Source organism: Roseomonas gilardii (genome assembly GCF_001941945.1).
Taxonomy (GTDB): Bacteria; Pseudomonadota; Alphaproteobacteria; order Acetobacterales; family Acetobacteraceae; genus Roseomonas.
In genome coordinates, this window is sequence record NZ_CP015583.1 from 795,029 (window position 1) to 814,187 (window position 19,159).

Consider the following 19,159-nt stretch of genomic DNA (forward strand, 5'->3'; position numbering starts at 1 on the left):
AGATTGAGTCGCAATGCCGTGGGCAGGCATTCGCGGGCTGCGTGGCGCCGTTGCGGGACGGGGTAGGTCCGGCGGGAAAAAGGCTCAGCCTTCGCGGATCATGGGAGGGCGCGCGCAGGCAGCCGGAAGCTGGCGGGCACGCTCCTGCGAGGTGTCCTTTCCCCAACCGATCTCGGTCCAGATGGTGTGGCGGAGGTGCAGGGCGCGGTGAGGCATGGAGGCCAAGAAGCGATCACGGCGGCCCTGGCAGCAGGCCCGGGACACAGCCGGGAAAGGCGCGAGGCCTTTCCCGGTGGAGTGCTTCAGGCGGCCTCGGCCAAGGCCGGGTAGTCCGTGTAGCCGTGCGGGCCGGGGGCATAAAAGGTGGCCGGGTCCGGCGTGTTCAGCGGCAGGCTGCGGGCGAGGCGTTCCGGCAGGTCGGGGTTGGCGATGAAGAGCTTGCCGAAAGCCACGGCATCGGCGTCGCCGCTGGCGAGGATGGCCTCGGCGCTGTCCTTCGTGAATCCCTCGTTGGCGATGTAGGCACCGCCGAAGGCGCGCTTGAGCTGCGGGCCGAGGCTGTCGGGACCCTGGGATTCCCGGGCGCAGAGGAAGGCGATCCGGCGCTCGCCGAGGGCCTGGGCGACATGGGTGAAGAGGGCCGCCGGGTCGCTGTCGCCCATGTCGTGCGTGTCGCAGCGCGGGGCGAGGTGGACGCCGACGCGGCCCGGGCCGAAGACGGAGGCGGCGGCGTCGGTCGCCTCCAGCAGCAGGCGGGCGCGGTTCTCGATGGAGCCGCCGTAGCGGTCGGTGCGGCGGTTGGTGCTGTCCTGCAGGAACTGGTCGAGCAGGTAGCCGTTGGCGCCGTGCAACTCCACGCCGTCGAAGCCGGCGCGCTGGGCATTGGCGGCAGCCTGGCGGAACTGCTCGACGATGGAGGCGACCTCCTCCGTTTCCAGGGCGCGGGGCGTGACATAGGGACGCTGCGGGCGGAGCAGGCTGACATGGCCCTTCGCGGCGATGGCACTGGGGGCGACGGGCGTCTGGCCGCCGAGGAAGGACGGGTCGGAGATGCGGCCGACATGCCAGATCTGGGCGAGGATGCGGCCGCCGGCCTCGTGCACGGCGCGGGTGACGGGCTTCCAGCCCTCGACCTGCTCCTCGCTCCAGAGGCCGGGGACATCGGCATAGCCGACCGCCATGGGGGAGACGGGGATGCCCTCGCTGATGATCAGGCCGGCGGAGGCGCGCTGGCGGTAGTATTCGGCCACCAGGGGGCCGGGCACATGGCCGGGCGAGCGGGCGCGGGTGAGGGGCGCCATGATGACGCGGTTGGGCAGGGCGAGGTCGCCCAGGCGGATCGGGTCGAAGAGATTCGGCATCGGCCGGTTCCCATGCTGGCCCGTGGCGTGATTGCCGCGGACGTATGGGAATTGGGCTGTCTGCTGCGGCGCAAAAGGCGGCGGGACGGATGGGTGCCATGTGCAGCCCGCATACTCGCCCGTGGGTCCGGACATGGCGTCCGGCGCGAGGGTGGCGGGCGGGCCGTTGCCCTTGGGTTGCGGGTGCGGGCGAGAGCGTCCTCCATGCGGCTTTGCAGCATCACGGGGAGTCTAAATTTCCTGCCCTGCATCTCGTGCATGGACACGCTTCGGTGAGGTTGCTATCCCGCAGCGCGCCTCCCCCCTCCAAGGCTGCCCCCACATGAAGATCATCGCCTGCAACAGCAACCGCCCTCTCGCAGAGGCCGTTGCTGCATCCCTGAACCTGCCGCTGACCCAGGCCTCGGTCCGCCGCTTCGCCGACATGGAGATCTTCGTCGAGATCCATGAGAACGTGCGTGGCGAGGACGTGTTCGTGGTGCAGTCCACCTGCTTTCCCACGAACGACAACCTGATGGAGCTGCTGATCACGCTGGACGCGCTGCGGCGCGGCTCGGCGCGGCGCATCACGGCGGTGATCCCGTATTTCGGCTATGCCCGGCAGGACCGGAAGTCCGGCCCCCGCACGCCGATCTCGGCCAAGCTGGTGGCGAACCTGATCACCGAGGCGGGCGCCGACCGCGTGCTGACGCTGGACCTGCATGCCGGGCAGATCCAGGGCTTCTTCGACATCCCGGTGGACAACCTCTTCGCCGCGCCGCTCTTCGCCCGGGACATCCTGGAGCGCTACAAGGGCCGCGACCTGATGGTCGTTTCCCCCGATGTGGGCGGCGTGGTGCGCGCGCGGGCGATCGCGACGCGGCTGCACACGGACCTCGCCATCATCGACAAGCGCCGGCCGCAGGCGGGCGTGTCCGAGGTGATGAACGTGATCGGCGACGTGCAGGGCCGTGACTGCATCCTGGTGGACGACATCGTGGATTCCGGCGGGACGCTGTGCAACGCGGCCGAGGCGCTGCTGAAGAACGGTGCGAATTCGGCCAGCGTCTATGTGACGCATGGCGTGCTGTCCGGCGGGGCCGTGGCGCGCATCGGCGCGGCGCCGATCGAGAAGATGGTGATCACCGACAGCATCCAGGCCACCGAGGCGGTACGGGTGTCGAGCAACATCCGGCAACTGACCGTGGCGCCGCTGCTGGCCGAGGCGATGCGGCGGATCAGCGAGGAAAGCTCGGTTTCCACGCTGTTCAACTGAGGGCCGGACACGACTGCGACGGAATGGTCCGCGCCGGGTTCGGGCGCGGACCGACGGGCCGGGGGGCTGGCCTGATGGGGTATGGCGCGGGTTGCGGAACCCGAGGTGACGGTTCCGTAACCCGCGGTTTATAGGTTTCCGCAGCGATAACGCGCGGAAGGGGTTTTTCCCTGATTCTCCGAGGATGGACACCGGGTGGATTCCGCCCGGCGATATGGCTCCTTGGCCGGATATGGGCGTTGCTATGGCTCGCCCTGCTGGGCGCCTGTGCCGCCACGCCCTGCCAGCCGGAGGCCGGGGACGTGCTGCCGTTGGTGATGCGGAGCGGACATCCGCTGGTGCCGGTTGGGGTGAACGGGCGCGCGGTGCCGTTCCTTCTGGACACGGGGGCCTCGCATACGAGCCTGGTCTCCGCGGGCATGGCGGCGCTGGGGCTGCAACAGGACACGCTGCGCAAGAGCCGGGCCGTGGGCATTGGCGGGGAGAGCGAGGCGCAGAATGCGCTGATGGCGCGGTTCCAGGTCGGGCGGCGGGAGTTGCGCGGCCTGACGCTGCCGGTCACGCAACTGCGGGGGCGTGGATTTGCGGGCATCCTCGGCATGGATTTTCTGCGAGTGTCCGAAATCGAGCTCGATTTCCCGGCGCGCCGGATCGTGCTGCACGATGCCCGGGATTGCATCGGCCCTTCCATCGCCTGGACGGCAGAGTACGGGACATTGCCCCTGACGATGACGCCGCAGGGGCTGCTGGTGGTGCGGGTGGTGGCCAATGGGCAGCCGATGCGGGCGCTGTTCGACACGGGGGCTGGCATTTCGGTGATGCGGCAGGGGGTGGCGCCCCTGGCCGGGGTGTCGGAAGTGGTGCTGGCCCGGCCCGCGGATGGGCGGGTGGGCGGCATCGGTCCGGCGACGCCAGCGGTGAGGCGACATGTCCTGCCGGAACTGCGGATCGGCGAGGAGGTGTTGCGCGACGTGCCACTGGGCATCGCCGAGACCTCCTGGAGTCTGCCCTTCGATCTGGTGCTGGGCATGGACTACATGGCGCCGCGGCGCTTCTGGATTTCCTATGCCCGGCAGCGGATCCATGTGCAGCGGAGCGGGGCGGAGCCCTGGGTGCCGGTGATGGACATGGTGCCGGCCGCGCCGCCCTGAAGCAGGACGGCGCGCCGCTTCGTGATCCGCGCCTGTCCTGATCCGGGGGCCCGCCGCCGCCAACTGCCAGCCTGGTTCCGGATGGAAAGGGCGAGGGCATGACGATCCTGGTGACGGGCAGCACGGGCACGATCGGGGCGCGGATCGTGGAGGTCCTCCAGGGCGCGGGGGCCCCGGTGCGGGCCATGGCGCGCGATCCCGCCAAGGGGAAGTTCCCCGCCGGGGTGGAGACGGCGGCGGGGGACCTCGGCGATCCGGAGGCGGTGCGGGCGGCGCTGCGAGGGGTGCGGACGCTCTTCCTGCTGAACGCGGTGGTGCCGGACGAGCTGACCCAGGCGCTGATGGTGCTGGGGCTGGCGCGGGAGGCCGGGATCGGGCGGATCGTTTATTTCTCGGTGCTGAAGGCGGAAAGCAGCAGCGACGTGCCGCATTTCGCGGGCAAGTTCGCGGCGGAGCGGATGCTGGCCGAGTGCGACATGACGGCGACGATCCTGCGCCCGGCCTATTTCATGCAGAACGACGCGCATCTGCGGCAGCCGATCGCGGAGCAGGGGGTCTATCCCATGCCCGTGGGCGCGCGCGGGGTGGCGATGGTGGATGCGGAAGACATCGCGGGCGTCGCCGCCGCCGAGCTGCGCCGACGGGATGCGGCGGAGGAGCCGCTGCCGCGCGAGGTCGTGGAGATCCCGGGGCCGGAGGCGCTGACCGGGGCAGGGATCGCGGCGGTCTGGGCGGAGGCGCTGGGGCGAGAGGTGCGCTATGCGGGCGACGACCTCGATGCCTATGAGCGGAGTCTGGCGGGGCGGATGCCGGGCTGGATGGCCTATGACATGCGGCGGATGTTCGAGCGCTTCCAGGAGGACGGGATGACCGCGGCGGCGGGCGCCGGGGAGAAGGTGGAGGCGATCCTCGGGCGGAAGCGGCGGTCCTATCGCGACTTCGCGGCGGAGATGGCGGCGCGCTGGAAGGGGTGAGGGGCGGACGGCGTTCCCGGCCTGCCTCCTTCGCAGCCCCGGTTGCGGCTTCCTGCGCCCGGGTGTTGCGGGGGCGTGAAGGTGCGGTTTTCGTGCCGGCCGGGGCCTTGCGCGGGCTGGCGGCGGCGCCGATGCTCCGCGCCACGGGCCGTGGGGGCGGCCGGCGGGGCCTGGGGCCGCGCGGGTCCTCCCCGGCCGAAGGGGAGGTGGCCGTGGCGCGCCGCTGGCGCGTGAGGGCCGCCCGGGAAGATGGAGCCCGACATGAAGTTCTACTATTCGCCCGGCGCCTGCAGCCTCGGCATCCACGTGATCCTGGAAGAGATCGGCAAGCCCTATGAGGGCGTGGTGGTGTCGCTGAAGGAACAGGCGCAGATGAAGCCCGAGTTCCTGGCGGTGAACCCGAAGCACAAGGTGCCGACGCTGCAGCGGGACGACGGTTCCGTGCTGACGGAATGGCCGGCGATCGCGCTTTGGCTGGCCGGGTCCAACCCGGAAAAGGCGCTGTGGCCGACGGAGCTGGAGGCGCAGGTCCGGACGCTGGAGCTGGTGGACTATGTCTGCGGCACGGTGCATCCGCAGGCCTTCTCGCGCCTCTTCGGCCCGGCGCGCTTCGCGCCCAGCGAAGCGGACCACCCCAAGGTGCTGGAGACCGGCAAGGCGAATGCCGAGAAGTACTTCGCCACGCTGGAGAAGGGCTGGAAGGGCGGCGAGTGGGTGATGCCGTCGGGCTATTCCATCGCCGACGCGGCTCTGTTCTTCGTCGAGTACTGGTGGGCGAAGCGGGTGGGCGAGACGCTGCCGCCGAAGCTCGCCGCGCATCTGGAGCGGATGCTGGCGCGTCCTGCGGTGAAGCGGGCGCTGGAGGCCGAGGGCCTGTCGGCGTGATGCTGGCGGACAGCCGGAACGGAGCGGGCGTGGTGCCGCGGGTGGTCCTTTGGGGCTCCCGGGGGACCACCTCCACCATCCCGCATCTGCTGCTGGCGGAGGCGGGGGCGGCGTTCGAGGTCCGGTTCCTGAGCCTGAAGGACGGGGAGCAGCGGCGGCCGGAATACCTGGCGGTGAACCCCAAGGGGGAGGTGCCGGCCCTGGTGGTGGGGGGCAGGGTGGTGACGGAGATCCCGGCCATCTGCGTCTTCATCGCCGAGACGCATCCCGCCTCGGGATTGCTGCCGGCCGATCCGCTGGAGAAGGCGCTGGCGCTGTCCTGGCTGCAATGGTGCTCCTTCCGGCAGGCGCAGAGCTTCTTTCCCGGCTTCATGCCGCAGCGCTTCATCGAGGGCGAGGCCGAGGCGGCGAAGCTGCGGGCGGCTTCGGTCGGGCGCGTGGCGGAGGCGATGCGGCAGGCGGGGGAGGCGCTGTCGCGGAACGGCGGCTTCCTGGGCGGCGAGCGGCCGGGGCTGGCGGACTACTACCTGTTCATGCAGGAGCGCTGGGCGGCGAGGGCCTTCAGGCTGGAACTGCCGGAGGCCTGCGCGGCGCATCGCGCCCGGATGGCGGCGCGGCCGGCGGTGGCGCGGGTGATGGAGACGGAGGGGCTGGAGCCATGACGGAGGTGTCGGGTGCGGTGCCGGAGCGGCGGGTGCCCTTCTGGTTCCTGCGCCATGGCGAGACGGATTGGAACGCGCGCGGGCTGAGCCAGGGCAATGTGGACATCCCGCTGAACGCCGTGGGCGTGGAGCAGGCGCGGCGCGCGGCGCTGGCACTGACCGAGCCGGGCGAGGGGCGGCGGATCGTTTCCATCGTGGCCTCCCCGCTGGGGCGGGCGCAGCACACGGCGCGGGTCGTGGCCGAGGCGCTGGGGCTGGACTTCTCCACCGACGAGGAGCTGCGCGAGGTGGGCTTCGGCGTGCAGGAAGGCCAGCCCATGGCGGAGTGGTTCGACGACTGGGTCGAGGGGCGCTTCACCCCGGAAGGGGGCGAGAGTTTCGCGGCGCTGCGGACGCGCACGGTGCGGGCGATCGACCGGGCGCTGGCCCTGCCGGGGCCGGTGCTGGTCGTGGCGCATGGGGCGTTGTGGCGCGCCTTCCGCCAGTCGGCCGGGCTGCCGGCGAATGTGCGGACGCCGAATGCGCTGCCGCTCTGGGTGGAGCCGCCCTTGGGCGGGGGCGATGCCTGGCGGTTCACCCCGGCGGAGCTGGCTGGGTAGGGCACGGCGACCCCGGCCCGGTGGGCCGGGGGGCGCGCCACCGGCCGGATCAGGCGGATGGCGGGTGGAAGGCGGCCCGGGCGCGGGCGGCGCGTTCGCGAACCACGCAGCCTTCCGCATGGTCGTTGATCAGGCCCATGGCCTGAAGGAAGGCATGGATGGTGGTCGGGCCGACGAAGGTCCAGCCTCGTTTCCGGAGGTCCTTCGACAAGGCGATCGACGCGGCCGAGGTCGATTGCGCCTGTGGCGGCGGAAGGGTGCCCGGGTCCGGCTCGAAGCGCCAGACATAGGCGGCGAGCGAGGTTTCCCGCAGCATGTCGCGGGCCCGGCGGGCATTGTTGATCGTGGCCGCGATCTTGCCGCGATGGCGGACGATGCCGGGGTCTCGCAGCAGCCTGTCGGCATCGGTCTCGGTGAAGGCGGCGACCCGCTCGATGTCGAAGCCATGGAAGGCCGCGCGGAAATTCTCGCGCTTGGCCAGGATGGTCCGCCAGCTCAGGCCGGATTGGAAGCTCTCCAGGCAGAGCTTCTCGAAGAGCCGCCGGTCGTCGCCGACCGGAAAGCCCCATTCCGTATCGTGATAGGCAAGGTATTCCGGTGTCGCGCCGCACCAGTGACAGCGCGGCAGCCCGTCGGGGCCGGGAATCGTGGCGCTCATGGGACCAAGCCTCAGGCGAAGGGGTGTCGCGGAGATGTCCTGCCGACCTGGTGTGTCAGTCCAGCGAGATGGAGAGGCGGAAGGGCTCGGCATAGGCGCCGCGGGCGAGTTGCCCGACACGGATCTGGTAGGTGCGGCGCTCGGTGTGGAAGCTGATCTCGCGGCGGTCCTCGGCGATGCCGGGAATGTCCAGCACGATGTTCGGGGAGGCGGTGAGCCGGAGATTCGCCGTGCGGTTCGGGGCGGTGGTCAGGGTGTAGCAGAGCGTGTCGCGGGGTGGGGCCATGCCGGCGACCTCGGTGCCGTTCTGGCCACGCTCGAAGCGGACGACCTGACAGGAAGGGGCTGCCTGGGCGGAGTGCGGAGTGGCGAGAGGGAGCAGGGTCGCGGCGGCCAGGATGGCCATGACGGCGGCGGGCCGGCCGGAGTTGCGCTGAGGGGTCCGGACGGACGGGCTGGGGCGGAACAAGGGTGGGCGGCTCCCTCTGACGGTCTCCTGGGGTGGAGACAAAGAGAGCCACCCGGACCGGACGTCAACAGCCGGCGTGCCCTCGGGCGGCAGGGCCGGTCAGGCCCAACTGGTCAGGCCAAGCTGGCGTCGAGGCTGATCTCGGCCTTCAGCACCTTGGAAACGGGGCAGCCGGCCTTGGCCTTGGCGGCGAGTTCCTGGAACTTCGCCTCGTCGATGCCTGGGATCCTCGCCTTGAGGGTCAGGCGGATGGCGGTGATGGCGAAGCCGTCGGGCTGCTTGTCGAGCGTCACCTCGGCCTCGGTGGCGAGCTCGTCCGCCTTGAAGCCGGCCTCGCCCAGGATGTTGCTCAGCGCCATGGAGAAGCAGCCGGCATGGGCGGCGCCGATCAGCTCCTCCGGGTTGGTGCCGGGCGTGTCGCCGAAGCGGGTGTTGAAGCCGTAGGGCTGGTCCTTCAGCGCGCCGCTCTCGGTGGAGATGGTGCCCTTGCCGTCCTTGAGGCCGCCTTGCCAGACGGCGGAACCGTGCTTCTTCATGCGTCGCTCTCCTGTTCGGGGATCGGGCGGCCGGGCCGCCGCTGTCCTGGAAAGCGGGCCGGGGCGGGGGAGGTTTCCTTCCGGCGACAGGTCCTCCTGGTGCGGGGCGGCACCCATGCGGAGTGCGGCGTTGCGCGGGCGTGACGGCTGGGCTAGGAGGAGGCCGCACGCTGGCACCCCTGGAGGCCGGCGCGCGATCTGTTTTCACGACATTTTAAGGATTACGGCCATGGTCCAGACCATCCGGATCGAAGCCGAGGCGCGCGAGCAGGCAGGTAAGGGGGCGGCACGCGCGACCCGGCGGGCGGGACATGTTCCCGCGGTGATCTACGGCGCGAAGCAGGAGGCGACTCTGATCAGCCTCGACCCGCGCATCGTGGTGAAGGAGCTGCAGAAGGGCGGCTGGAAGTCGCACCTCTACGAGGTGGCGGTGGGCGGACAGACCGTTCGCACGCTGATGCGCGACGTGCAGTTCCATCCGGTGACGGACCAGCCGCTGCATGTGGACTTCCAGCGCCTCGCCCCGGGGCAGAAGATCCGCGTCATGGTGCCGGTGACCTTCCTCAACGAGGAGTCCGCGCCGGGCATCAAGGAAGGCGGCACGCTGAACGTCGTGCGCCGCGAACTCGAGGTGATGTCCGATCCGGACTCCGTGCCGGAGGCCTTCGAGATCGACGTGGCCGAGGGCACGATCGGTGACACCTTCCGCTGGTCCAACATCAAGGACAACTTCGGCATCGAGGCGGTGCTGGGCCGTGACTTCGTGGTGGCGACGCTCGCCCCGCCGACGGTCGAGGAAGAGGTGGTGATCGCGGCGCCCGCGCCGGCGGCCCCCGCCGCCCCGGCCAAGAAGGGCAAGAAGTAAGGAACCGTCGCGGTGCTGCTGTGGGTGGGCCTGGGCAATCCTGGCCGGGAACATGCGCGGCAGCGCCACAACATCGGTTTCATGGCGTTGGACGCCATCGCGCGCCGCCACGGCTTCGGGCCGTGGCGGAGCCGCTTCAAGGGCGAGATTGCCGAGGGCCATATCGCCGGGCAGCGGATCACGCTGCTGAAGCCGCAGACCTACATGAATGCGAGTGGCCAGTCGGTGCAGCCGGCGGCGGCCTTCCACAAGATCCCTCCTGCCGATGTCTGGGCCTTCCATGACGAGCTGGATCTCGCGCCGGGCAAGGTGCGGGTGAAGCGCGGCGGGGGTGCCGCCGGGCATAACGGGCTGCGCGACATGCAGCGGGCCTTCGGCAGCCCGGATTTCTGGCGGGTGCGGCTGGGCATCGGGCATCCGGGGATAAAGGAACGCGTGCACGGGCATGTGCTCGGCGATTTCGCCAAGGTCGATACCTGGGTGGAGCCGCTGCTGGACGCGGTGGCCGATGCGGCACCCCTGCTGGCGCAGGGCCGGCCCGAGGAGTTCATGACGAAGGTGGCGCTGCTGACCCAGGGGGCCGAGCAGAAGGGCTGACGGGGCGGGCTTCCGCCGGGAAGCGGGTCGCGAATGCCCGCTTTCCTCGTGCGGCCTTTTCGGTCCTGTCCCGGCTTGCCGGGCTCCCCATGCCGGGCGCGATAGCGGCAGCCTTGCTTCGTCTCAATAATGAAATGCAGTTTATTTCATCTCCCGCCTAGGCCGGTGCAATCAGCAATGCGCGACGGTGCGCCTTCGCAACTGCACAAAGGCCGCTGGCCATGGAGCCTGGGACGAACTGGCCGGCACTGGATTTCGTGCTGCGCCATGCGCTGACGGGCGGTGGGCTGCTGGTGCTGGTGAGCTGGGGCAGCATGGCCCTGGGGGCGGCGCTGGCCTATCTGTTCCAGACGCCCGGCGAGGCGCGGAAGTCGCCGCGGGGCTTCCTGCGCTTCTGCTTTCCGGCGGAGATGTTCCGGCACCGCTCGGTCCGCGTGGACGTGGTGTTCGTCGCCGTTGCCTGGGTGATCGACAAGCTGCTGATCGTGCCGGCGCTGCTGTCCAACGGCGCGGTGACCTTCGCCGTCTGGTCGGCGATGCAGAGCGTCTTCGGCGTGCGGGAGGGCGGGGCGCAGGGCTGGTGGAGCTGGGCGGCGCTGCTGGTGGGCTCGGTGGTGTTCCAGGACTTCGTGAACTTCTTCCGGCACTACCTGGAGCACAAGGTCCCGGCGCTCTGGGAATTCCACAAGGTGCACCACAGCGCCGAGTTCCTGGTGCCGTTGTCCAACCGGCGGCAGCATCCGGGCGAGCGCTTCATGGAGCTGATGAGCGGGGCCGTGGTGGTGGGCGCCTTTGTCGGCGTGGCCTGCTACCTGCTGGGCCTGCCGCCGACCGAGACGGTGCTGGTGGGGATGGACGCGTATTTCCTGTGCGACGTGCTGTCCTTCTACCAGCTCCGCCACTCGCATATCGCGCTCTCCTTCGGACGCTTCGAGCGGTTCGTGATGAGCCCGGCGCAGCATCACCTGCACCACAGCTGCGAGGTGCGGGACTGGGACGTCAATTTCGGCACCTTCCTGGCCGTCTGGGACCGGCTGTTCGGCACCTTCCGGCCGACCGACACGCAGTACTGCTTCCGCATGGGGCTGGGACCGGAGGAGCAGGGGCGGTACGACAGCGTGCCGAAGCTGCTGGCGGCGCCCTTCCTGGGGTTGTGGCGGATGTTCGGCGCGCGGAGACAGGCGGCGCCCGGGCTGGCGCCGATGGCCGGGCCCGCGGAGGGCGGGGACTGACCGGGGTGATTTGCCCTGGGACGGTTTGCCCTGGGGCGGTTTCCCCTGGGAACGGTTTTCCTGGGGGCGGTTCCGTGGGCGGGCGTTGCGGCCGGGCATCGCAAGGCTGCTCCATGGGGGCGTTCCGCCGGGGCGCGATCCGTCCTATCGGTGGGCGGGATGCCGGCCCGTCCGGCGATGTTTCCGGGAGAGACCTGCCTTGTCCGCCGCTGCCACCCCCGATGCCGTTACCATCTGGCACAACCCGGCCTGCGGCACCTCCCGCAAGGTGCTGGCGGCGATCCGCGCCGCCGGGGTGGAGCCGGTGGTGGTCGAGTACCTGAAGACGCCGCCTTCCGCCGCCGAGATCCGGGAGGCCTGCGCGCGGATGGGGATTTCCCCCCGCAGCCTGCTGCGCCGGAAGGCACCGGAATTCGCGATCCTGGAGCTGGACGATCCCGGGCTGTCGGCGAAGGTGGCGATCGAGGCCATGCTGAAGGCGCCGGGCCTGATCGAGCGGCCGGTGGTGCTGGCGCCGGGCGGGGCGAGGCTGTGCCGGCCGCCGGAGCTGGTGGCGGAGATCGTGCCGGGGGCGGTGGTGAAGCCGGGCTGAGGCGGAGGCGGCCTTTCCCGGCCGCCTTGCCGCCTGCCGCTCACCGCCATGCCGCCCGCCCGCCGTGGCGGGGCAGGCCCGTCCGGCGCCTGACGGAACGGATGCGGGAGGCGTTCCGGAGGCGGGGTGCCGCCGGAAGGGGGGATCAGCCGCCGCGCCCGAGCCAGCGGGCCAGGCGTTCCGGCGCCGCCGCCATGTCGGCTTCCGGCCCGCAATAGGAGAAGCGCAGGAAGCGGTGGCCGCGTGCCGGATCGAAATCCACGCCGGGCGTGGCGGCGATGCCGGCTTCCGCCAGCATGGCGGCACAGAAGGCCACGCTGTCGTTGGTCAGGTGGCCGATGTCGCACCAGAGGTAGAAGGCGCCGTCCGCCTGGGCGATGCGGTCGAAGCCGATGCCCGGCAGGGCGCGCAGCAGGATGTCGCGGCCGCGGGCATAGGTGGCACGGTTGGCCTCCAGCTCCTCCGTGCAGTCCAGCGCGGCCTGGGCGGCGAGCTGGGCGACGTGCGGGGCGGAGATGAACATGTTCTGCGCCAGGCATTCCACCGGGCGGAGCAGGTCCTCGGGCAGCACCATCCAGCCGATGCGCCAGCCGGTCATGGAGAAGTACTTGCTGAAGCTGTTCACCACCACGGCGCTGGGGCTGAAGGCCGCCGCCGTGGCTTCCTCCACCCCGTAGCTGAGGCCGTGGTAGATCTCGTCGGAGATCAGCCGCACGCCGTTGGCATGGCACCAGCGGGCGATGGCGGCGAGCTCGGCAGGGGCGAGCATCGTGCCGGCGGGGTTGCAGGGCGAGGCGACGATCAGCCCGGCGGGGCGCGGGTCCAGCTTCTCCAGCATCGCCACGGTGGGCTGGAAGCGGGTCGTGGCGTCGCAGGGCAGCGTCAGGGGCCGCATCCCCAGGGCCGTGAGGATATTGGCATAGGGCGGGTAGTAGGGCGCCGCCATGGCCACCGTGTCGCCCGGGTCGAAGGCGGCGAGGAAGGCCAGCGGAAAGGCGCCCGAGGCGCCCACCGTGACGGCGATGCGGTCCACCGGCACGGGCTGGCCGTAGTGGCGGGCGTAGCGGAGCGCGATGCCTTCGCGCAGGGGGCGGAGGCCGAAGGCCTCGGTGTAGCCCATGGGCTCGCCGGCCAGCAGGGCCTTCGCCGCCGCCTCGGCCGCGCCGCGCGGGGCACCGGTGCCGGGCTGGCCGACTTCCATGCGGAGCACGCCCGGGGCGCCCGGAGGCAGCGCGGCGGCGCGGGCATTGGCCGCCGCGATCACGTCCATCACCAGGAAGGGCGGCGCCTCGGCACCGCGCCCCACCTTGAGGCCGGGTCCCGGCCGTGGCTCCCGCCGCCCCTGGGCCATGGGGGTCAGTTCCCCCGGCCCATGAGGGCGAGGCCGCCGCCGCGCGGGTCCACCGCCGCCTGGCAGGTGGCGACATTGCCCGGCAGGTAGTCGGGGCAGCCGACCGCCGCGCCGCGCCCGGGTTCCGGCACCGATGCCAGGGCTTCGGCCAGGCTGACGCGGCGGGCGAGGGCCTGCGCCGCCGGCAGGGCGGCGGCCAGGGGCGCGCTGTCCTGTCCCGAGCCGGCGCCGGCATAGCGGAGGGCCTTGATGTTGACGTTGCTGACCAGCACGGGCGAGAGCAGCGGCGGCGTGATGCCGCCCGGCCTCGGCGCGGCGGCGAGCAGGAAGCCCAGGCCCGGCACCATGCGGCCGGTGCCGAAGAGGTTGTTCATGCTGAAGTTGCAGCTGACCGCGCCGCCGTCCCGGTCCACCACCACGAGCGAGGACGAGGCGGGCAGGGGCGCGGCGTTTCCGGCCAGGGGAGGCGGGTTGGCCAGAAGCGCGGCGGGGTCGGCGCCGCCGCGGGCTGCGCTGGCGGCGGCGAGGCCGCGGGCCTGGGCCGTGGCGGGCGCTTCCCCGTTCTGCAGGGCCTGGAAGGTGACGGCCGCCGCCACGCCGCCGGTGCTGGCGAGGGGGGCGAAGGCGGCGAGGTCGCTTCCGGTCCGCACCGTGAGCGGCTGTTGCAGGCGCGGGATGGCGTCGCGCAGGTCCTCCACGCGGAGGCCGCCGCCGGCGGGCCCGGAGCCGTCGGCGAGCTGGCGCGCCATGGCGCCGAGATAGAGGTCGCCGACGCCGGTGGTGCGGAGGCGGGACAGGGTGTTGGCCAGTTCCGGCTGCACGAGCTGCGAGCCCTCGGCGGTGACGCCCCGGAACACCGCGCCGGCACGGGGGTCGGCCAGCAGCGGAGCGCCCACCGTGGCGAAATCCGTGGCCAGCGGGCGGGAGACCTGGGCGCCGAAGCGGGCCAGGGTCTCGGCCGGGGCCACCAGCTCCTCGAAGGGGCGGCGGCCGGAGCGGGCCTGGAGCGCGTAGAGGCCGCGCGCCATCAGTGGCACCGCCGCCGGGCGGTCGGCGCCGGGGCTGGCATGGTTCGGCGCCTCGGCGGGGAAGGTGATGGCGTCGGTGGCGCCGCGGCGGGGGTCGAAGGACAGGCAGGCGCCGCCGCCACCGAGGCCGGCGCGGGAGGGCAGGGTGACGGTCATCACCAGCGCCGCCGCCGTGGCCGCGTCGGCGGCCGAGCCGCCGCGGGACAGGACGTCGCGCGCCACCAGCACCGCGCGCGGGTCGTCCGCCGCCGCGCCGCCGAGGAAGCCGGTGACGTAGCCCGGCTGCCCGGGCTGCACCCCGCCGGTCAGGCCCAGGCTCTGGCTGACCCGGTCGATGGTCGAGCAGCCGGACAGGGCCAGGCTGGCGGCGAGGCCCAGGCACAGCGCCCGGGCGGGGGAGGCGCCCCGTGGCGCATGGCTCCGGGGCCCGCCCGTGGAGCCCTGGCCCGGGCCGCGCATCCGCCGCGCGCCTTCCGGCCCGTGGGCCTGGACCCGGTGGGGCTGGGCATCGTCCGTCCGGCCCGTACCGGCCTCGTTCTGCACCGCCGTGACCATGCTGCTGTCCAATCTCCCTGACCGGTTCGGCCCGCCGGCTCGACGGGTGGCTGTGGCAATGGCGGAGGCCACCGGCATTCCCGCCTGGGAAAGCCGGTGGCCTCCTCCGGAAACCTTCTTCCGGGGAGCCCGCCGGACGATGCCGCCGGGGCCCCTTATGCCCGCGGAGGGCCGCCCTGCCCCTGGAACACGAATGGCGCCTTAAACGCCTTCCCATCCAGCGGCAACCGGGCAGGTCCCGTTGCGAAATCGACATGTCGCGCACGCGTGCGCTTGCCGTGCCCGCCGATTCCCCGGACGATGCGGCCGGGCCCGTGGGGCGAGCCACCGGGCTGGACCATCGGGCCGGGTGGCGGTCAGGGCCATGGGGCGGCGGGCCTGGCTTGCCGGGTGGGCCCCGGGGATGGCACCTGCCCGGATCGGAACCGCGCGACGCGCGTCTCGGAAGGACATGATTCATGCGGACACGGATCGCCGCCGGCCTGTTCCTGGCCCTTTCCGGCCTTGTGGCCGCGCCCCTGCCACCCTTTTTGCCCGGTGGGAGCGCACAGGGGAGCGCGCAGGCGGAGGAGGCGCCCTTCACCCCGGCGCAGCGCGAGGAGGTCGTGCGCATCCTGCGCGAGGCCCTGCGGACCGACCCGACCATCCTGCGCGATGCCGTTGCGGCCATGCAGCAGTCGCAGCAGGCGGAACAGGAGCAGGGCCGCCGCAACGCCATCCAGGCCCAGGCGGCGGCCCTGCTGCGCGATCCGGCCGATCCGGTGAAGGGCAACCCGGCCGGGGACCTGACGGTGGTGGAGTTCTTCGATCCCCGCTGCGGCTATTGCAAGGCGCTGGCGCCGACCATGCAGGAGCTGTTGTCGAAGGACGGCAAGCTGCGCGTGGTGATGAAGGCGATCCCGATCCTGGGGCCGAACAGCGTGCTCGCCTCCCGCGCCCTGCTGGCGGCGCAGAAGCAGGACAAGTTCGTGCCGCTCTATGACCGGCTGATGCAGCTTCGCGCCGAGCCGACCGAGGCGGTGCTGCAGTCGGAGGCGCAGAAGCTCGGCCTCGACTGGGCGCGGATGCGGCGCGACATGGACGATCCGGCGATCGAGGCGCGGCTGCAGCAGAATCTGCGGCTGGCCCAGGCCCTGTCGATCGAGGGCACGCCGGCGCTGGTGATCGGCGATACGCTGGTGCCGGGGGCAGTGGACCTGGCGACGCTGCAGCGCCTCGTGACGCAGGCGCGCGGACGGGGCTGAGGGAAGGGCCGGGGGGAAGGACGGGGGCGAGGGGGAATGCAGACCGGGCTGTCCAGCCTGCTTCCGCGTTTTCCGGTGCGGCTGCCGGTGCCGGACCTCGCCCCGTTCCTGGCGGGTAACCTGCTGCCGGGGGTCTGGTCCTTCCGGGCGGCGCGGCCGGGGCCGCATGTGGTGGTCACCGCCCTGGTCCATGGCAACGAGATCGCCGGGGCCATCGTGCTGGCGGACTGGCTGCGGCAGGGGCTGCGGCCCGAGGCCGGGCGGCTGAGCCTGGTCTTCGCCAATCTCGACGCCTTCGCCCGGTTCGATCCGGACGATCCCACCATGTCGCGCTTCGTGGAGGAGGACCTGAACCGGCTCTGGGCGCCGCATGTGCTGGACGGGCCGCGCTCCTCGCTGGAGCTCGCAAGGGCGCGGGAGCTACGGCCGCTGATGGAGGGCGCCGACGTGCTGCTCGACCTGCACTCGATGCTCTGGCCCTCCGATCCGCTGATGCTGGTGGGGCGTTCCGCACGGGCGCAGGCGCTGGCCCTGTCGCTGGGCACGCCGGCGGTGGTGGTGGCCGATGACGGTCATGCGGACGGGTTGCGGCTGATCGACTATCCGCGCTTCCGCGACGCTTCCTCCGCCGCCTGCGCGCTTCTGGTGGAAGGCGGTGCGCACTGGGAGCCTGGGACGCCGGAACTGCTGGACCGCTGCGGCCGCGCCCTGCTGCGGCACCTCGGCCTGCTGGGGCCGGCCATGCCCGGCACGGCGCTGCCCGGGCCGGCTCCGGGCGCCTCGCTCTGGCGCGTGACCCGCACGGTGACGGCGCGGCGGCACGGCTTCGCCTTCACCGAGAGCTTTCGTGGCGGCACGGTCATTCCGCGCCGGAACACGCTGATCGCCCTCGACGGGGAGGAGGAGATCCGCACCCCCCATGACGACTGCCTGCTGGTGATGCCCAGCCCCCGGGTGCTGCGGGGGCATACCGCCGTCAGGCTCGCGGCGCGGTGCTGACCTGAACGGCGAAGGGCGCCCGCGATGGGGCGCCCTTCCGGATCATGTCGGGTCGGGTGTGCGGGACCGCCCGTGCGCCTCAGCGGCGGCGCTTCTTCTTCTGATTCTGGTTCTGGGGCCGGGCCGGCTGCGGCACGGTGGGGGCCGGCGTGGGGGCGAGGGTTTCGGGTGCGAAGACCGCCTGCATCCGCGTCACCGCCTTCTGGGCGGCAGCGAAGTCCCGGCTGCGCAGGAGGATCTCCACCAGCCGCAGATGGGCGTTGGTGTCCTGTTCCGCCTGTTGCAGGACGCGTTCCATGTGGCTGCGGGCGGCGGCCATGTCGCCCTGGCGGATCGCGATGTCGCAGAGCCGGCGCAGGACGTTCAGGTCCTGCGGCGCCAGGGCCAGCGCCGCCTCGACCCGCTGCTTCGCGCCCTCCAGGTCCCCCTGCGCCTGCAGCACCTGGGCGAGCTTGAGGATCGTGCCGATATCCTCCGGCGCGGCGGCCACGGCGCGCTCCGCCCATTGCCGGGCCTCCGAGCGGCGGGACTGGCGCAGCGCCAGATCCGTGAGCTGGTGCAGGGCCGCGCGGTTGCCCGGCTCGCGGACCAGGATCTCCTCCAGCACCTGCTCGGCCTCGCCCGGGTCGTCCGCCTGGGTCGCGGCGCGGGCGAGGTTCAGGGCGGCGCCCAGATCCTGCGGCGCCAGGTCGCGGGCCTGGCGGGCGAGGCGATAGGCTTCCTCGACCCGGCCCTGCTGCATCAGCAACCCGCTGAGGCGCTGGGCGGGGGCCGGGTGCTTCGGATGGTGCGGCAGGAGAGCGCGGAAGACGGATTCGGCACCCGCCAGATCCTGCTGCCGGTGCATCACGGCGGCGAGGTGCAGGGAGGTGTGCAGGTCATGCTCGGGCGCCGCGGCGCGGGCCTGCTCGGCCCATTGCCGGGCCTCCTCCAGCCGGCCCGCCGTCAGGGCCTGCTGGCTCAGGGTGCGCAGGGCCTGCGGGTCCTGTGCGGGCTCCGTTGCGGCGGTATCCCCGTCGGTGTGGTGCAGGACGGCTTCTTGCATCGCGGCTTATCCCCTTCTGGAAGCCCTGCCTGCCCCGGAGGGCAGGCCCCGGCCCGGGCGCGCATCCCGCGGGAAGGACAGGTTCCGGCCGGTATCCCGGCTCCGGACAGGCCGGTGGGCTCCGTTCTCAGCCATGGGCCATTCCTCGTGGGTTCCACACGCGCGCGGGCTGGTGTGGTGGTGGTGACGAAGCATATGCAACGCAAAGTCGCCGGAACACAAGAAATACTCTCTTGGGTTGTTAATCTTCGCCTATGATCGAGGCATCGCTCACGGTTGCCTCAGCCGGGCTCCCCTTCGGCCGGCTCCTTCCCGACCTGCCGGATCAGGGCCGCCATCTCCGCTGCGGCGGCGGTGACCTCGGCCTCCTCCACCCCCTTGGCCACCAGGGCCACGCCGCTCCGGTCCGGGCGGTAATAGGGGTAGGAGCCGATATCCAGCGCGGGATGGCGCGCCTGGATGGCGCCCAGCCCCTCCGCGATCTGCCCTTCGTAGATCCCGTCCGCATGCACGCTGCGCGAGAGGACGGGGCGGCCGCCGGCCAGGCCGGGCGCCAGGGCCTCGAACATCGCCTGCATGATCCGGGGCACGCCGGCCATGACATGCACGTTGCCGATGGTGAAGCCCGGCGCCACGGAAACGGGGTTGGGAATCAGCGTGGCGCCGCGCGGGACGGTCGCCATGCGCTGCCGGGCCGCGTTGAACTCGGTGCCCTGCTTCTCGTAATGGGCGGTGAGCAGGGCCATGGCTTCCGGATGCTTCTCCCACGGCACGCCGAAGGCGCGGGCGATGCATTCGGCGGTGATGTCGTCATGGGTCGGCCCGATGCCGCCGGTGGTGAAGACATGGTCGAAGCGCGGGCGCACCGCGTTCACCGTCTCGACGATGACCTCCGGCACGTCGGGGATCACCCGCACCTCGCGCAGCGGGATGCCGATCTCCCCCAGCCGGGTGGCGAGGAACTGCAGGTTGGCGTCCCGGGTGCGGCCCGAAAGCACCTCGTTGCCGATGATCAGGAGGCAGGCGGTGGGGTTGGCGGACAAGGCGGGGCCCTCCGGGCGGCGGTTCGGGGACGCCAGAGTGCCAGCTTCCGCGCCGAGG

20 protein-coding genes are annotated in these 19,159 nt (G+C 72.0%); 12 read left to right on the forward strand and 8 right to left on the reverse strand.

The features are described from left to right. Positions 1-302 precede the first annotated feature (302 nt). Entirely contained in the window at positions 303-1,361 is a 1,059-nt protein-coding gene (locus tag RGI145_RS03515; protein WP_075797256.1) for an alkene reductase, read from the reverse strand. A 322-nt stretch (positions 1,362-1,683) separates the two neighbouring features. On the opposite strand from RGI145_RS03515, the gene RGI145_RS03520 reads away from it, so the two are divergent. The 6 genes from RGI145_RS03520 (at position 1,684) to RGI145_RS03545 (ending at position 6,887) form a co-directional block, all read left to right on the forward strand. Continuing rightward, a complete protein-coding gene (locus tag RGI145_RS03520) occupies positions 1,684-2,616 on the forward strand; it encodes a ribose-phosphate pyrophosphokinase (RefSeq protein ID WP_027281105.1) in 933 nt (310 codons plus the stop codon). Positions 2,617-2,855: 239 nt separating this feature from the next. Beyond that, positions 2,856-3,767 (forward strand): retroviral-like aspartic protease family protein, encoded by a 912-nt coding sequence (locus RGI145_RS03525; RefSeq protein WP_075797257.1) that lies wholly within the window; start codon positions 2,856-2,858, stop codon positions 3,765-3,767. Between the two features lie 98 nt (positions 3,768-3,865). Continuing rightward, positions 3,866-4,741, forward strand: a complete 876-nt coding sequence (locus tag RGI145_RS03530; protein ID WP_075797258.1) for an SDR family oxidoreductase — start codon at positions 3,866-3,868, stop codon at positions 4,739-4,741. A gap of 261 nt (positions 4,742-5,002) precedes the next feature. Then, on the forward strand, positions 5,003-5,626 hold the full coding sequence (locus tag RGI145_RS03535; protein WP_075799798.1) for a glutathione S-transferase family protein: 624 nt from the start codon (positions 5,003-5,005) through the stop codon (positions 5,624-5,626). Positions 5,627-5,658: 32 nt separating this feature from the next. Continuing rightward, a complete protein-coding gene (locus tag RGI145_RS03540) occupies positions 5,659-6,288 on the forward strand; it encodes a glutathione S-transferase family protein (RefSeq protein ID WP_167668225.1) in 630 nt (209 codons plus the stop codon). After that, positions 6,285-6,887 (forward strand): histidine phosphatase family protein, encoded by a 603-nt coding sequence (locus RGI145_RS03545; RefSeq protein ID WP_075797260.1) that lies wholly within the window; start codon positions 6,285-6,287, stop codon positions 6,885-6,887. The genes RGI145_RS03540 and RGI145_RS03545 overlap by 4 nt, the downstream gene beginning before the upstream one ends. Before the next feature lie 49 nt (positions 6,888-6,936). Here RGI145_RS03545 and RGI145_RS03550 read toward each other — a convergent pair whose 3' ends face one another. The 3 genes from RGI145_RS03550 to RGI145_RS03560 all read right to left on the reverse strand — a co-directional run bounded on the left by RGI145_RS03550 (position 6,937) and on the right by RGI145_RS03560 (position 8,550). Then, entirely contained in the window at positions 6,937-7,545 is a 609-nt protein-coding gene (locus RGI145_RS03550; protein WP_075797261.1) for a DNA-3-methyladenine glycosylase I, read from the reverse strand. 55 nt (positions 7,546-7,600) lie between these two features. Then, positions 7,601-8,014, reverse strand: a complete 414-nt coding sequence (locus RGI145_RS03555) for a hypothetical protein (protein WP_156878421.1) — start codon at positions 8,012-8,014, stop codon at positions 7,601-7,603. Between the two features lie 113 nt (positions 8,015-8,127). Further along, on the reverse strand, positions 8,128-8,550 hold the full coding sequence (locus RGI145_RS03560; RefSeq protein ID WP_027281101.1) for an OsmC family protein: 423 nt from the start codon (positions 8,548-8,550) through the stop codon (positions 8,128-8,130). 229 nt (positions 8,551-8,779) lie between these two features. Here RGI145_RS03560 and RGI145_RS03565 point away from each other — a divergent pair, with 229 nt between their 5' ends. The 4 genes from RGI145_RS03565 to arsC all read left to right on the forward strand — a co-directional run bounded on the left by RGI145_RS03565 (position 8,780) and on the right by arsC (position 11,836). Next, positions 8,780-9,415, forward strand: a complete 636-nt coding sequence (locus tag RGI145_RS03565) for a 50S ribosomal protein L25/general stress protein Ctc (protein ID WP_075797263.1) — start codon at positions 8,780-8,782, stop codon at positions 9,413-9,415. Between the two features lie 12 nt (positions 9,416-9,427). After that, a complete protein-coding gene (gene pth, locus RGI145_RS03570; protein WP_075797264.1) occupies positions 9,428-10,012 on the forward strand; it encodes an aminoacyl-tRNA hydrolase in 585 nt (194 codons plus the stop codon). 221 nt (positions 10,013-10,233) lie between these two features. Next, positions 10,234-11,244, forward strand: coding sequence for a sterol desaturase family protein (locus RGI145_RS03575; RefSeq protein ID WP_075797265.1), 1,011 nt, complete (start codon positions 10,234-10,236; stop codon positions 11,242-11,244). Between the two features lie 199 nt (positions 11,245-11,443). Next, positions 11,444-11,836 carry an arsenate reductase (glutaredoxin) gene (gene arsC / locus RGI145_RS03580; protein ID WP_037225139.1) on the forward strand — a complete coding sequence of 131 codons (393 nt, stop codon included), beginning with the start codon at positions 11,444-11,446 and terminating at the stop codon, positions 11,834-11,836. A 145-nt stretch (positions 11,837-11,981) separates the two neighbouring features. Here arsC and RGI145_RS03585 read toward each other — a convergent pair whose 3' ends face one another. Together RGI145_RS03585 and RGI145_RS03590 are read right to left on the reverse strand one after the other, a co-directional pair. After that, positions 11,982-13,187 (reverse strand): pyridoxal phosphate-dependent aminotransferase, encoded by a 1,206-nt coding sequence (locus tag RGI145_RS03585; RefSeq protein WP_075797266.1) that lies wholly within the window; start codon positions 13,185-13,187, stop codon positions 11,982-11,984. Positions 13,188-13,192: 5 nt separating this feature from the next. Next, the gene (locus RGI145_RS03590; protein WP_167668227.1) at positions 13,193-14,782 is read right to left on the reverse strand and encodes a gamma-glutamyltransferase; all 1,590 of its coding nucleotides are present in this window, start codon (positions 14,780-14,782) and stop codon (positions 13,193-13,195) included. 446 nt (positions 14,783-15,228) lie between these two features. Between RGI145_RS03590 and RGI145_RS03595 the strand changes: the two genes are divergently transcribed. Together RGI145_RS03595 and RGI145_RS03600 are read left to right on the forward strand one after the other, a co-directional pair. Next, positions 15,229-16,014 carry a DsbA family protein gene (locus RGI145_RS03595; protein ID WP_083670357.1) on the forward strand — a complete coding sequence of 262 codons (786 nt, stop codon included), beginning with the start codon at positions 15,229-15,231 and terminating at the stop codon, positions 16,012-16,014. Positions 16,015-16,050: 36 nt separating this feature from the next. Then, positions 16,051-17,013: a M14 family metallopeptidase gene (locus tag RGI145_RS03600; RefSeq protein WP_075797267.1), complete on the forward strand. Its 963-nt coding sequence runs from the start codon at positions 16,051-16,053 to the stop codon at positions 17,011-17,013. Between the two features lie 79 nt (positions 17,014-17,092). Here RGI145_RS03600 and RGI145_RS03605 read toward each other — a convergent pair whose 3' ends face one another. Together RGI145_RS03605 and RGI145_RS03610 are read right to left on the reverse strand one after the other, a co-directional pair. Next, on the reverse strand, positions 17,093-18,058 hold the full coding sequence (locus tag RGI145_RS03605; RefSeq protein WP_075797268.1) for a tetratricopeptide repeat protein: 966 nt from the start codon (positions 18,056-18,058) through the stop codon (positions 17,093-17,095). Between the two features lie 281 nt (positions 18,059-18,339). After that, the gene (locus tag RGI145_RS03610) at positions 18,340-19,101 is read right to left on the reverse strand and encodes a competence/damage-inducible protein A (RefSeq protein WP_075797269.1); all 762 of its coding nucleotides are present in this window, start codon (positions 19,099-19,101) and stop codon (positions 18,340-18,342) included. Positions 19,102-19,159 lie beyond the last annotated feature (58 nt).